Source organism: Winogradskyella haliclonae (assembly GCF_014635865.1).
Lineage (GTDB): Bacteria > Bacteroidota > Bacteroidia > Flavobacteriales > Flavobacteriaceae > Winogradskyella > Winogradskyella haliclonae.
The window spans coordinates 775598-790131 of sequence record NZ_BMDQ01000001.1 but is presented as its reverse complement, the minus strand read 5'-3'; the positions used below and the strand labels follow the sequence as shown (position 1 = coordinate 790131).

General features: G+C 33.9%; 15 protein-coding genes and 1 tRNA gene. 14 read left to right on the top strand and 2 right to left on the bottom strand.

Annotated elements, in window-relative coordinates; translation table 11 throughout:
• Positions 1–8 precede the first annotated feature (8 nt).
• The 9 genes from IEV10_RS03600 (at position 9) to IEV10_RS03560 (ending at position 9229) form a co-directional block, all read left to right on the top strand.
• Positions 9–1229 carry a PKD domain-containing protein gene (locus tag IEV10_RS03600; RefSeq protein ID WP_188373323.1) on the top strand — a complete coding sequence of 407 codons (1221 nt, stop codon included), beginning with the start codon at positions 9–11 and terminating at the stop codon, positions 1227–1229.
• An 11-nt stretch (positions 1230–1240) separates the two neighbouring features.
• The gene (locus IEV10_RS03595) at positions 1241–2773 is read left to right on the top strand and encodes a PKD domain-containing protein (protein WP_188373322.1); all 1533 of its coding nucleotides are present in this window, start codon (positions 1241–1243) and stop codon (positions 2771–2773) included.
• A gap of 14 nt (positions 2774–2787) precedes the next feature.
• Entirely contained in the window at positions 2788–3729 is a 942-nt protein-coding gene (locus IEV10_RS03590; RefSeq protein WP_188373321.1) for a polysaccharide lyase family 7 protein, read from the top strand.
• 63 nt (positions 3730–3792) lie between these two features.
• Complete coding sequence (locus IEV10_RS03585) at positions 3793–4494, top strand: FadR/GntR family transcriptional regulator (protein ID WP_188373320.1); 702 nt, start codon at positions 3793–3795, stop codon at positions 4492–4494.
• 31 nt (positions 4495–4525) lie between these two features.
• Positions 4526–5827, top strand: a complete 1302-nt coding sequence (locus tag IEV10_RS03580) for an MFS transporter (protein ID WP_188373319.1) — start codon at positions 4526–4528, stop codon at positions 5825–5827.
• 38 nt (positions 5828–5865) lie between these two features.
• Complete coding sequence (locus IEV10_RS03575) at positions 5866–6621, top strand: SDR family NAD(P)-dependent oxidoreductase (RefSeq protein ID WP_188373318.1); 756 nt, start codon at positions 5866–5868, stop codon at positions 6619–6621.
• Between the two features lie 5 nt (positions 6622–6626).
• Complete coding sequence (locus IEV10_RS03570; protein ID WP_188373317.1) at positions 6627–7649, top strand: sugar kinase; 1023 nt, start codon at positions 6627–6629, stop codon at positions 7647–7649.
• 9 nt (positions 7650–7658) lie between these two features.
• A complete protein-coding gene (locus IEV10_RS03565) occupies positions 7659–8327 on the top strand; it encodes a bifunctional 4-hydroxy-2-oxoglutarate aldolase/2-dehydro-3-deoxy-phosphogluconate aldolase (RefSeq protein ID WP_188373316.1) in 669 nt (222 codons plus the stop codon).
• 68 nt (positions 8328–8395) lie between these two features.
• Positions 8396–9229 (top strand): DMT family transporter, encoded by an 834-nt coding sequence (locus IEV10_RS03560; protein ID WP_229719579.1) that lies wholly within the window; start codon positions 8396–8398, stop codon positions 9227–9229.
• 78 nt (positions 9230–9307) lie between these two features.
• On the opposite strand, the gene IEV10_RS03555 is transcribed toward IEV10_RS03560, so the two are convergent.
• Positions 9308–9381 (bottom strand) — tRNA-Asn (locus IEV10_RS03555).
• 95 nt (positions 9382–9476) lie between these two features.
• Complete coding sequence (gene rseP / locus IEV10_RS03550; RefSeq protein WP_188373315.1) at positions 9477–10817, bottom strand: RIP metalloprotease RseP; 1341 nt, start codon at positions 10815–10817, stop codon at positions 9477–9479.
• A gap of 191 nt (positions 10818–11008) precedes the next feature.
• Here rseP and IEV10_RS03545 point away from each other — a divergent pair, with 191 nt between their 5' ends.
• The 5 genes from IEV10_RS03545 (at position 11009) to IEV10_RS03525 (ending at position 14407) form a co-directional block, all read left to right on the top strand.
• On the top strand, positions 11009–11689 hold the full coding sequence (locus tag IEV10_RS03545; RefSeq protein ID WP_188373314.1) for an SCO family protein: 681 nt from the start codon (positions 11009–11011) through the stop codon (positions 11687–11689).
• Positions 11690–11769: 80 nt separating this feature from the next.
• Entirely contained in the window at positions 11770–11997 is a 228-nt protein-coding gene (locus IEV10_RS03540; protein ID WP_188373313.1) for a FeoA family protein, read from the top strand.
• Complete coding sequence (gene feoB / locus IEV10_RS03535) at positions 11990–14104, top strand: ferrous iron transport protein B (RefSeq protein WP_188373312.1); 2115 nt, start codon at positions 11990–11992, stop codon at positions 14102–14104. Before IEV10_RS03540 ends, feoB begins: the two co-directional genes overlap by 8 nt.
• Positions 14105–14112: 8 nt before the next feature.
• The gene (locus IEV10_RS03530) at positions 14113–14280 is read left to right on the top strand and encodes a hypothetical protein (protein WP_188373311.1); all 168 of its coding nucleotides are present in this window, start codon (positions 14113–14115) and stop codon (positions 14278–14280) included.
• The gene (locus IEV10_RS03525; RefSeq protein WP_188373310.1) at positions 14270–14407 is read left to right on the top strand and encodes a FeoB-associated Cys-rich membrane protein; all 138 of its coding nucleotides are present in this window, start codon (positions 14270–14272) and stop codon (positions 14405–14407) included. The genes IEV10_RS03530 and IEV10_RS03525 overlap by 11 nt, the downstream gene beginning before the upstream one ends.
• Positions 14408–14534: the final 127 nt, after the last annotated feature.

The following is a 14534-nucleotide window of genomic DNA, read 5'->3' as shown; positions in this document are numbered from 1 at the left end:
AAATAATTATGAAAAAAAATATATCACACCTTAAACTATCTTTATTAGGCGTTATAATTATGCTGGTATCTTGTGTAAGTGACGACTTAGCAGATGTAGGAGATTTACAAGATATTACTGGTCCAACGCCTTTTTATAATTTCTCCGAGATTACTTTTGCTGAATTTGATTGTGAAGAAAATGAGTTGTCGGCAAACTATCAATTTAACTTTCAAGCAGGATCTAATTTGGCCGTTAATGGAACTCAATATCTATGGAATGTAACTGATAGCAATGGTAATAGTGTTAATGGATTACTGTTAATTAATAAAGACCTACCTATTTTAGAAGCTTTAATAGATGCTCAATTAGCCAATATAAGGGTAATTGAGGATGATATTGCTGAGCTTGAATTTAAAATTCCATGTGAAGATGATCCAGCTCGACTTGTTGTATTACAGGCAGAATTAGCCAATTTACAGCAAGTACTAATAGATGCCCAAAATGCTTTATCTGATGAGGTATTACAAAACGTTGCAAACTTAGAAGCCCAGATTACGGACTTACCACCTGCAACATTAGAAGACCAAGAATTAATTTTTGAATTTCCTGGACCAGGGACTTATAACGTAGGTCTTACAGTTACAGATAATCTTAATAAATCCAATTATACAGAAAGAACTATAACAGTTAATCAAGCTGTGCCAACAATCCCAGTACCTGAAATAGCAGAAGCTAGCTTTGAAGATAATAGCTTATTTGACGGAACAGGTGACGGTCGAGATTCATGGAGAGTTCCTAGTAATTCAGCCTGGAGTCCTTTAGGTGGAGGAACTACTGTAATACAAATTAATACAGATTCAAATCCTGATGAAGCTCCTAACCTACCTGATGGCAGACAAGCAGCTAAATTTCCTGCTGGAGGCGATAGAGTTGCTTATCAAGAAATTGAAGTAACTCCAGGCGCGGAATATGTTTTAACCTATTTTAGTGCATTTGAGTTGGATGCTGAAAATGGTCAAATGAAAGTTTCGATTTTAACACCTAATACTTCAAACTTTGCTGAAGCCCAATTAGAAGAAAATATCATTGCATCTAGGGTAGATACAAATGCTGGTAGAGTTGTAAATGTATTTAAGCAACATTCATTAACATTTGCAGCTGGAGAAAACGAATCTGTTATAATTTTTGCAAATAACTCAGGAGATGAAGCAAGATTAGATGCTTTTAATATCGTAGTTAGACAATAAAACCTAATATCATGAATAATTCATTTATAAAAAAGTATTTACTAAGAAGTTTAGTCTTAGTTACAGCATTATTATTAAACTCATGTTTTGATGATGGTTTTGAGGAATTTGTTCCTCCTTCTGGGAATATTAATAATATTCAGCCAAACACATTATTTACAACAAGTACGTCAGCAAATAATAGTCTAACTATAATATTTAGAAGTTTTTCTACTGATGCTGTTTCGTATTTGTGGGACTTTGGTGATGGAAATACTTCGACTGAGGCCAATCCAGATTACACTTATGCTTCTGGTGGTTTATATACCGTAGAATTAACTACGATTAGTTCTGATGGTTTAGAAGCTACAGCTACCCAACAAGTGTCACCGGTTTTCTTAGATTTTAATTTCACAACATTAGATACTCAAGTCACTTTTAATAATTTAACAACAGGGGCAAGTAGTTTAGTATGGGATTTTGGCGATGGTAATTCGGTAGCATGGAATAGTGAAGAAGATGACCTTGATGATCCAGATTTTAGCCCAGTATATTCTTATTTAACAGAAGATTCTGTACAAGTAACACTTACAGTCACTAATTTTTTAGGAGTTCAATCTTCAGTTTCTCAAAGTATTACAGGTTTAATTCTGTCAACTGTACCTAATTTTACATTTACGACTTCATCATTAACCGTTCAATTTACAGACGATTCACTATTAGCGGTGTCACATAGTTGGGACTTTGGTGATGGTAATAGTTCTACTGAGATAAACCCAACACACACCTATGCTGCAGCCGGTGCTTATAGCGTAACATTAACAACTACTAACTCAGCTGGTGTAGAAAGAGATATTACCATACAGGTGCCTGTAGGTGGCGTTCCAGCTACATTTGCTGCAGTCATTCAAAATGCAGATATGCAAACTTATCCCACATCGCAGAATAATAACAATGATCTTGTAGATGCGTGGACTGTTGATCCAGACAACTCTTTTAATGATGGTTCTCCAACACCTTTTAACTTTTGGAGGAATGACCCTCTAGAAGCTTGGGTCTCTAATCCGTCAAATAATGGTGGTTCAGGAACGACAGATAAAGCAAGCTCATCTGGCACTGATGCACAGTCGGCAGGTGGTACTTCAGGTAGATCTCTTAAATTTGATAGTTCTGGTGAAAGAGCATACCAGCCTTTTGAGATTGAGATAGGCGTAGAAGGCTATTCAATTTCTGCATTTGTGAAATCAGAAACTACTCCTGTAGGACAAGTCGAAGGTACATTTTATATTTTATCAGATGAACCATCAGGTGATGACGAATTAGGACCAATAACATTAGCTAGTCTTCCAGTAGTATCAGATGCAATTAACAATTGGCAGCAAGTATCTTTTAGCTTCAATGCAGATGCAGCTTTTAGCTTTCCGCAGAGCCGAGTAGATGAGAACACAAACGACATATTAGTATCAACAGACCAGAAATTTGTAATATTCTATTTTGTGCCAACCAATACAGTAACGGGTAGTAACGAAGTATTCCTTACGGATATAGTTATTACTACGCCTTAATCTTAATATATTTAATGAAATTTAGTTTAGTAAACATATATAAATTCAGAGGAGTTCTATTGATTCTAGTAGTCCTAGTTTTTAATACACCCTATGCTCTGTCTCAGTCGCAACAAAATGATGAGTCTAAGCAAACTGAAGCTAAAAAAGAAAGGGGAAAACGGAAAAAACGGAAAAAGAAAGTTAGGCTGCCAGAAATAGATTTAAGCCATTGGAAGGTTACACTTCCTGTAACCAACGACAAAGGTAAACCCTATGAAATATCGCCTCCCGAAATTTTAGATTTTGCATCAAACGAAGTGGCTAAACCTTATATGTATATAGATTCTACAAAAGGAGCTATAGTTTTTCACGCTATGCCAACTGAATCAAAAACAAAAAATACTAAGTACACAAGGTCTGAGCTTAGAGAGCAAATGGTTCCCGGTGAAAATAATGTCAACTGGACATTTAAGGACGGTGGGTACATGAAGGGTAAAATACAAATGGATGAAGTCTCTAGAGATAGTGACGGTAAATACCATAGAGTTATTATCATGCAAATTCATGGTAGATTAACAAATGAGCAACGTGACTTAATTGGTGAGGATGATAATAATGCGCCTCCTATATTAAAAATTTATTGGGATAAGGGTAAAATAAGAGTCAAAACTAAATTACTTAAAAATTTAAATGCTCAAATTCCTGAAATATTACATGAAGACGCTTGGGATAATGATGAAGGATTTAACTTTGAGCAAGAAGTAGGTTTTAGAAAGTTTACTTTAGAAGTTAAAGTTTCAGATGGTAAAATGGTAATTATACTTAATGGAAATGAATATAAAGTTTATGAGAATATTCACATGCGCAAATGGGGTGTTTTTGAAAATTATTTCAAAGCAGGTAATTATTTCCAAACAAGAGATAAAGGCGCATATGCAAAAGTTCGTTTTTACGAACTAGAAGTAAGTCATTGAATAATCAAATTTAATTGAATAGATGTATTTTTACATACATATCTAGTAATCAAAGTTTAAAGTATGAAGTTAGAGACATTAGCAAAAAAAGATAGTTTAAATTCACAGAATGCGATTATTGCTAAAATTAGAGATTTAATAAATCTTAAAAACCTAGAGCCCGGTGATAAATTACCCTCAGAGCGTATGTTATCAGAAAAGTTTGGTGTTTCTAGAAGCAATGTCAGAGAAGCAATACAAAAACTAGAATTTTATGGACTGTTAAATTCTATTCCACAAAGCGGAACTTTTGTCGCAAATATTGGAGTCATAGCAATGAATGGTATGATTGAGGATATTTTAAGATTGGAAGACCCAGACTTTAAGTCCTTAGTTGAAACACGAATTCTTTTAGAACTGAAAACTGTACGTTTAGCGGCCTTAAGAAGAACAGAAGAGGATCTACAAAAAATGAAAAGTGCATTAGATGCATATACTGAAAAGGTATTAAATGGTGAAGACGCTGTTCAAGAAGATTTACTGTTTCATCTTGCAATTGCCAAGGCAAGTGGAAATAGTACTATGAATACATTTATGTTAATCATTACGCCAGAAATAATCACAAATTTTGAAAAATATCACGTTTGTGATAAGAGTTTAGCGCAAAAAGGTATCGCAGAACACCAGGCTATTTATGAGGCTATAAAAAATCAAAAAGCGCAATTGGCTAAGCAAAAAATGAAAGAGCATTTTAGCGAACTCTACAAGTACTGTTATAATGTATAGCTAACATAGCGCTAACTATCAAAATAAATAAATGAAAATAAAAGGACTAAGATGGTGGGTTATAGGATTAATTGCCTTAGCCGCTATAATAAATTATATCGATAGGCAAGCATTTTCTGTCTTATGGGAAGCTGGCATCGCTGAAGAATTATACCCTGACTTAGATCAAGAAGGCAGAAAGAAGGTATATGGTAAAATAGGGTTTTACTTTATTATTGCCTATGCTATTGGTCAAGCACTTTTTGGTAGAATTTTTGATAAATTAGGAACCAGAATAGGCTTTATTTTATCCATTGGTTTTTGGTCATTAGCAACAGCATTACATGCGTTGGTTAAAGGATTTGCAGGCTTCACTTTTGTAAGAGCCCTACTAGGTTTATCTGAAGCAGGCAACTGGCCAGGAGCCGCAAAAGCAAACGCAGAATGGTTTCCTACAAATGAGCGTGCTGTAGCACAAGGAATATTTAATTTTGGTGCGTCTTTTGGCGCCATGATTTCTATACCTGTTATTGGTTTATTAGCCCAAAATTTACATTGGCAATTCGTCTTTTTAATAATAGCATTACTAGGTTTTTTATGGTTAATACCTTGGATGATTTATGTGAAATCTGCACCAAAAAAGCATCCTTGGATTACTAAGGATGAAAAAGAATTTATTCTTAGTGGTCAAAAAAATGAAGGTGCAATAAAAGACAATCATGAGGCGCAAAAAAGCTTAAGCTACAGTAAAATTCTAAGCAAAAAACAAAGCTGGGGTGTTATACTTGCTTCAGCTGCAATAGACCCTATCTGGTGGATTTTTGTGATTTGGATACCAAATTATCTTGTAAATGTTTTCGATATGGATATTTCAGGTATAACGACATATGGCTGGGTTCCTTTTTTAGGCGCAATGATTGGTGCTCCATTTGGTGGTATCCTCGCTAAAGTCTTTTTCAAAAAAGGTTGGAGTGTAAATAAAGTAAGAAAAATGACTATCGGTATTGGTTGTCTTATAATGCTTCCTGCCCTATTAGCACTAAGCGCACCAGGAAATGCCTTGTTTGCAGTATTAATTATGGCCGTTATTCTTTTTGGTTTTCAAACAGCAATCGGAAACATACAAACTTTACCAAGTGATTTATTTAATGGTAAATCTGTAGGTACATTATCAGGTCTTGCGGGCATGTCTGCAAAATTTGCTGCAGCTGGCTTAACTTGGTACATCGCAGATAAGCTTCCTGTAGAAAACTATTCCTATGTTTTTCTCATAGGTGCAGCCTTAGTCGCTATAGTCTTTCTATCTATTTGGTTGCTAATTCCAAAAATTCAATTATTACAAAATAATAGTTAATACAACGAGAATATAAAAACTTAAAATTAAGATATACAATGAGTAAAAAAATAGCAATAATAACTGGCGCAACAGGTGGTATTGGTTTTTCAGTAGCTAAAAGATTAGGTGAAGACGGGTATACTGTAATACTTAATGGTATTGATGAAGAAGCTGGAACAAAAAGAATAGAAGAACTTACTGCTCAAGGAATTAATGCCGAATATTATAATTTCGATGTAACAAAGGAAGACTTAGTTAAGTCAAACATCGAAGCCATAGGAAAGAAATACGGACAAATAGATGTGCTAGTTAATAATGCCGGTGGTTTAGGAGGTAGATCTCGTTTTGAAGAAATGACAACGGAGTTTTACCGACATGTCATGGCTCTTAATCTTGACTCTGTATTTTTTGCATCAAGAGCCGCAATACCTTTTCTTAAAAAAGGCGAACACCCTTCAATAATTAACTATACGTCTAACGCCGGATGGACTGCTGGTGGACCTGGAGCAGGAATATACGGTACGTCTAAAGCTGGTGTTCATGCTATTACAAGGGCATTAGCTAAAGACTTAGCAGAATATGGTATCAGGGCAAATGCTGTTTCTCCAGGTACTATAGACACACCATTTCATGCGCAAATAAAATCAACAAAACCTGAGGTTTTTGCTTCCTGGGCAAATAATATAATGTTAGGTCGTTTAGGACAACCAGAAGATGTTGCAGGTGTTGTTTCTTTTTTAGCGAGTAAGGATGCTTCATTTATAACAGCCGAAACTATTCAAATTGGAGGTGGTCAGGCCTTGGGTATATAACTAAGATGAATAAAGTAGCTACTTTTGGTGAGATTATGTTACGCTTATCTACAGAGCGTCATTTACGTTTTATACAAGCTAAGTCATTTGCAGCTTCATATGGTGGAGGAGAATTTAATGTAGCAGTATCTTTAGCTAACTATGGTATTAAAACCGATTTTATTACTAAAGTTCCTGAAAATGACATAGGCGCTTGTGCAGTCAAAGAAATGCGGAAGTTAAAGGTAGGTTTGAGTAATATTGTTTATGGTGGAGATAGACTAGGCATTTATTATCTCGAAACTGGTGCTGGAACAAGAGGCAGTAAAGTGATTTATGATAGAGCAAATAGTGCTTTAGCAACAACTAAATCTGGAGACTTTGATTGGAATGACATATTAAAAGACGCCACATGGTTTCATTGGAGCGGTATAACACCCGCAATTTCTGACAATGCTGCTGAACAATGTTTATTGGCCGTTCAGACAGCTCACAAGTTAGGACTTAAAATATCTTGTGATTTAAATTATCGCTCGAAGCTATGGAAATATGGAAAAGCGCCACATGAAGTAATGCCAAAATTATTAGAATACAGCCATATTATATTGGGAGATATTGATACAGCTTATCTTATGTTGGGTGAAAATAAAGTAAATCCTAATTATGAGGATGAAAAATCCTTACCTAAGCTTTATGAAAGAATATTTAACGCCTGCCCTAATCTACAACTCATAGCTACTACATTAAGATATTCGATAAGTGCATCTCATCAGAGAATTGGTGGTCTCCTTTTTAATGGAAAAAAGATTTACAATGCTGCAGTGAAAGAAGTTACTCCTGTGGTAGACAGAGTTGGTAGTGGAGATGCCTTTATGGGTGGTTTAATTTATGGGCTATTAAAATATGATAAAGATTTTCAAAAAGCTTTAGATTTTGCTGTTGCAGCCTGTTGTTTGAAACACACTATTTCAGGAGATTATAATCTAGCTACTATTGAAGAAATTGAAAAAATGATACAAGGAGATGCTTCTGGAAAAGTCTCTAGATAAAGTAATAATATGGCACAATATTCAAGAATAGAAGTCGCAAATGTTATGAAACAAACTGGCTTAGTTCCATTGTTTTATAGCTCAGATATAGAGGTCAGTAAAAAAGTAATCAAAGCCATTTATGATGGCGGTGCACGTTTACTTGAGTTTACTGCAAGAGGCGATTTTGCCCATGAAGTTTTCGGAGAACTCAATAAGTATGTTTTAGAAGAATTACCTGGAATGATTTTAGGAGTTGGGTCAGTGACTGACGCATCTTCTGCCTCTCAATTCATGAACTTAGGCGCAAACTTTGTTGTAACACCGGTATTAAGAGAAGATGTTGCACTAGTATGTAATAGACGTAAAGTATTATGGTCGCCCGGTTGCGGATCATTAACTGAAATATGCCGTGCAGAAGAGTTAGGCTGTGAAATTGTAAAATTATTCCCAGGCGATGTCTATGGTCCAGACTTTATAAAAGCAATACGAGGTCCTCAACCATGGACAAGCATAATGCCTACAGGCGGGGTTTCTCCAACTAGAGAAAACTTAGAAGGCTGGTTTAATGCTGGAGTTACATGTGTTGGAATGGGCTCTAAATTGGTTAAAAAAGACGCTAATGGTAAGTACAATCTAGAGCAAATAAAATCAGATACTCGATTGACTTTAGAAATTATTAAATCGGTTCGACAGTAATTTGAGAATAGTTAGAACCCAAAAGCCTTTCTAAATAAACTAGGAAGGCTTTTGTAATTAATAGTAAAATGAGAAAGGCTATAATTTTTATGTGCATAAGTGCGATGGCTTTTGCATTGCTAAATATCTTTGTAAAACGTCTAGAGGATTTCAATGTTTATCAAATCGTATTCTTCAGGTCTATAGGCACTCTATTTTTTACGATACCTCTTATTTTAAAACTTAAGCTAAATCTTTTAGGTAATAAAAGAAAACTGCTTGTTGCTAGAGGGCTTATTGGTTTTGTTGCAATGACTCTATTCTTTATGTCTCTCAAATATTTAACTACTGGTACCGCAGTTTCCATACGCTACATATCCCCTATTTTTGCTGCATTTTTTGCTTTATTCATTTTAAAAGAAAAGATAAAATCTATACAATGGTTTTATTTTGGGATTGCATTTATCGGGGTTTTTATTCTTAAGGGATTTGATGGAGAAATTTTAAATATTGGACTCTTATACATAGTTGTTTCTGCAATTTTTACAGGACTTGTTTTTATTATAATTAGAAAAATAGGTTCTAAAGACCACCCTTTAATCATAGTCACCTATTTCATGGTTATTTCTACGCTAATTTCAAGTCTATTTACTTATTATAATTGGACCAATCCTAGTGGTATTGAGTGGCTAATTTTATTAAGCTTAGGGGTTTTTGGGTATTTTGGGCAATATTACATGACAAAGGCACTACAAGAATCTGAAATAAACAGAATAGCTCCACTAAAATATATTGAAGTTATCTTTACTATGCTTATTGGATTAATCTGGTTAGATGAAACTTATACTTTATTGAGCGTATTAGGAATAATACTTATACTTATTGGGCTTACACTAAACACAGCTATAAAGGGACTAAAATAAGTCCCCATGTGATAATTGTAATAGCCTCAGTCTTTTTATTAAACAAAAAAGTCCAACATTTCTGTTGAACTTTATTTGCTCCTCTTCTTGGGCTCGAACCAAGGACCCTCTGATTAACAGTCAGATGCTCTAACCAACTGAGCTAAAGAGGAAGGTGTTTTTCGCTTTTAGCGAGCGCAAATATAAATTAAATTTTTATTTACAACAAAGCGAAACATTGTTTTTTAAAGAAAAATCTAAATATTTTTTATTGGGTTATGGCTTTAAAGATATCGTTACCATTAGCAAATAACACTAAGGCTATTAAAATAAAGAAACCTATAACCTGTGCACGCTCTAAAAACTTTTCGCTAGGTTTACGGCCAGAAATCATTTCGTACAACAAAAACATAACATGACCACCATCTAAAGCAGGTATTGGCAATAAGTTAAGTATAGCCAACATAATAGATAAAAACGCTGTAAGCTTCCAAAAAGAATACCAACTCCAAACCTCTGGAAACACATCATAAATAGCTTTAAATCCTCCTAGTCCCTTATAAGCGCCTGTACTTGGGCTAAATATCGCTTTTAGTTGACTAAAGTAATTGGTGATGGTTTTAGTAAACTTTTTACCACCAGCTGCAAAACTTTCTCCAAAAGTATATTCCTTTCTAAATACTTCGTAGTAACCTAAATCTTCAAAGTCTGGATGTATTCTATATGGATTAAATCCAAATTTACCATCCTTATCTAATGTTAATTGTGTTTTGATTAGTTTTCCGTCTCTCATCAATTCCACGTCAACACTTGTATCTTTTATTCCATTAAGATTATCTTTTAATTGATCGTAGTAAACAAGCTCTTTTCCATTTATAGACTTAATGATATCTCCCTTTTTAATGTCCTTAGACTTATTTGCAGAGCTATCAGCAATATTTGCAACCATAAAAGGCACACGGTATTCAAATAAATCCTTACTTCCACTTGAAGATAATTGACCTAAGAAATCTTCAGGTAAATCAAAGGTTTTAGTTTGCCCATCTCTTTCTATAGTTATTGATTGAGCTTCAATAAGGTATTGCCCGATATCAGAGTCGTTAACAATAGCGTTGTCATTTATTTTTAAAACTTTATCTCCAGTTTTAAATCCAGCTTCTTTTAAAATTGGATGCTCTATCCAATAACCATCTTTTAAACTATCTACCTTTACATCTGCATCTCCATAACCAAAAGAAATAAACACATAAATTATATAGGCTAGTATAAAGTTTACCGTAACACCACCAAGCATAATGATTAAGCGTTGCCAAGCTGGCTTAGAACGAAATTCCCATGGTTTTGGTGGCAATGCCATTTGCTCTTTATCCATGCTTTCATCAATCATTCCAGCAATTTTTACATAACCGCCTAGCGGTAACCAACCAATACCATAAACGGTTTCTCCTATTTTCTTTTTAAATAAAGAAAACTTCACATCAAAAAATAGGTAGAATTTCTCAACCTTCGTTTTAAATAATTTAGCTGGTATAAAGTGTCCAAGCTCATGTAATACAATAAGCAAGGATAAACTGAGTAAAAATTGAGATATCTTTATTACAAATTCCATGTAGTCGTTTTCAAAAATTCGATTGACAAAAGTAATGCTTTAAAGGGATTTAGAAAATTATTGACTTTCTATTCAACATTTTTTTAACAGCAAATGCCCTAAGTTTAAATTTAAACGTTAAATGCTGATAAAAATCATGAATAAAATTTTGTTGAGCTGTATCTTTGCAACGCTTAATATAATATAGCTATATGCCTTTAGCCTCATTTTTTAATGGTTACAAAAAGTTTGGAATCTTCTTTTCGATACTTTGCCTAGTTATTATCGGAATTATTTACAGCGTTCTCAACCAAAAACAACCATTACCCATTTGGAATCCCGAGAGTGTTAACATGGAAATGGTGGACGAAAGTATTCGTCATGTGTCTAAATACCATACTATAGCAGACTTTAGTTTAACCAATCAAAACGGTAAAACCATTACACAAGACGATTACAAGGATAAAATTTACGTGGCCGATTTCTTTTTTACAACATGTCAAACCATCTGTCCAATAATGACGGATCACATGTACAAAATACAAAGTGCAACCTTTAAAGATGATGAGGTTTTATTATTATCACATTCTGTAACACCAGTTAAGGACAGCGTTCCTGTATTAAAAGCTTATGCTAAAGAAAAAGGTGTTGTGGACCGAAAATGGAACCTAGTTACTGGCGACAAAAAACAAATATACAAGTTAGCACGAAAAAGTTATTTGGCCGTTAAAGAAGATGGAAATGGCGATATCTATGATATGATTCATACCGAAAACTTCTTACTAATAGACAAAAAACGTCAAATTAGAGGTTTTTATGACGGCACCAAACCAGAAGATATTGAACAACTTCTCGAAGATATTGAAACACTTAAATATTTTGGAGGTTCTTAAAAATGTGTGAAGCTTATAACTTACACTGAATATTTTCTATTACTTTTGCTTCTTTAAAATTATTCTAAATAAGAGACTCGTTGACATTAGCTGAACTAAAACCTGGACAACAAGGCATCATCAAAGATGTGTCTTCAAAAAGTATTCCTCTAAAACTCCTAGAAATGGGTTGTTTACCAGGCAATTCTGTTGAGTTGGTTCTAGTAGCGCCGTTTTCTGACCCTATGTATCTTAATATTAATGGTACACATTTAGCCATAAGAAGAGACACTGCCAATCACATTTTAATAGACACCAACAATGAGTAAACAGATTAATGTTGCTTTAATTGGAAATCCAAATACTGGTAAAACATCTGTATTTAATGCATTAACTGGTTTAAATCAAAAAGTAGGTAATTACCCAGGGATTACTGTTGATAAAAAACAAGGGGTTTGTAAACTCGAAAGAGGTGTAAAAGCTCATATTATTGATTTACCTGGAACTTATAGTCTTAATGCATCGTCTTTAGATGAAAGTGTGGTTATTGAATTACTTCTAAATAAGAAAGATAAAGATTATCCTGATGTTGCTGTAGTTATTACTGATGTTGAAAATTTAAAGAGAAACCTTTTAATCTATACTCAGATTAAAGATTTAGAAATTCCAACAATATTGGTCATTAACATGTCCGATCGAATGGTATACAAAGGTATCTCCTTGGATATTGAATACCTAGAACAACAACTTGACACCAAAATTGCACTTGTTAGCACAAGAAAGAATAACGGAATAGACGAATTAAAACAGTTAATTTCTAACTACAAAACACTATCTAATAAGCCTTGTCTACATACACAAGATATAGATAAAACGTATTTTGAAGGGCTAAAAAAAGCGTTTCCAAATCAATCATTGTACAAACTATGGTTAGTGATAACGCAAGATGTCAACTTTGGTAAAATTGACAGGAACTTAATAGAAGATACTTCAAATTTTAAAACAAAATCTGAATCAGATTTAAAGCGTCTTCAGCAAAAAGAAACCATTAAGCGTTATCAGTTTATAAACAACGTTCTTAAAAAAGGACAAACTATTGACCTTAAGAGTGCAAAAGATTTGCGCATCAAATTAGATAGAATTTTAACTCATAAAATATGGGGTTATCTTATCTTTTTTGGCATTCTACTGTTAATGTTTCAAGCCGTATATGATTGGGCAACATATCCAACAGATTTAATTGATGCAGGATTTTCAAGTTTAGCCGATTGGGTAAAAAACACACTCCCTGAAGGAGCATTTACAAATTTATTAGCTGAAGGTATTATTGCTGGTCTTGGGGGAATCATGGTATTCATTCCTCCAATAGCATTTTTATTTTTATTCATTGCTTTATTAGAAGAAAGTGGTTATATGAGTCGTGTTGTTTTTTTAATGGACAACATTATGAAACGTTTTGGGTTAAGCGGTAAAAGTGTTGTACCGTTAATTTCGGGAAATGCTTGTGCAATTCCAGCTGTAATGGCTGCTAGAAATATTGAAAGCTGGAAGGAACGTCTTATAACAATCCTTGTCACACCTTTTACGACGTGTTCAGCACGACTACCTGTCTATGTTATTATTATTGCTCTAGTCATTCCTGATGGTTCATTTTTAGGTATCAGTTATCAAGCACTAACATTAATGTGTTTATATATTATTGGGTTTTTAACTGCTATTTTTTCTGCATACATCTTAAATAAAATTCTAAAAATTAAAAGCAAGTCCTATTTCGTGGTAGAAATGCCAAGCTATAAAATTCCTCTGTTTAAAAATGTTGTTTTAACTGTTGTTGAAAAAACAAAAACCTTTGTTTTTGAAGCTGGCAAAATAATATTGGCCATATCTATAGTCCTTTGGTTTTTGGCATCCTATGGCCCAGGTGAACAATTTAATGATGCAGAAAATATTATTCAAAACACTTATCCAAATCTTTCTTTAGAGGCTCAAAATGATTTGATTGCAGAACATAAATTAGAACACTCTTATATAGGCATAATCGGTAAAACTATAGAGCCTGCGATAAAACCTCTAGGGTACGACTGGAAAATAGGAATAGGTCTTGTTACCTCTTTTGCGGCAAGAGAAGTTTTTGTAGGAACTTTAGCAACGATTTACAGTATTGGTAGCGCCAATGATATTGACGATGAAGATGAAGCCATGTCGACTATAAAGAATAGAATGGCAGAAGAAGTTTACAGTGATGGAAGCAAGGTCTTTACATTAGCATCAGGGATTTCATTACTCCTTTTTTATGCCTTTGCTATGCAGTGCATGAGTACACTAGCTATTGTAAAGCGTGAGACAAATAGTTGGAAATGGCCAATGCTACAATTGGTATTCATGAGTGGTTTTGCTTATATTGTAGCAATGATTGCTTTTCAAATACTAAAGTAAATATAATTATGAATCGCACTAGAACTATCGGATTACTACTTGTAGCAACTGGTATAATTTTAAATCAATTAGAACTTAATAACGATTTAGCTGATTTTCTTATGGGACTGTTTGTTGCTTTAGGAGCTGTGCTTTTAATCAAAAGTTTTTTTAATCGAAAAGTAAATGAGCGATAGTATTCAAAACATATTAGTTTATATCACCTTAGGATTAGCATTGACGTTCTTAGTGCGAAAGTTTATATGGAAACCTAAGAAAAAAGTTGCGAAAGCTTGTGGTAAAGACGATTGTGGTTGTCATTAACCAATCCACCTCATCTTAAATCTGATGAAGTACTAGTTCTAGTTTGTATTGTTCTGGTTTTATCGCCTCTGCTTTAATGGGGTAAGGCATTAAAGAAAAGCCATAGACTTTAAAACTCTTAGATTTA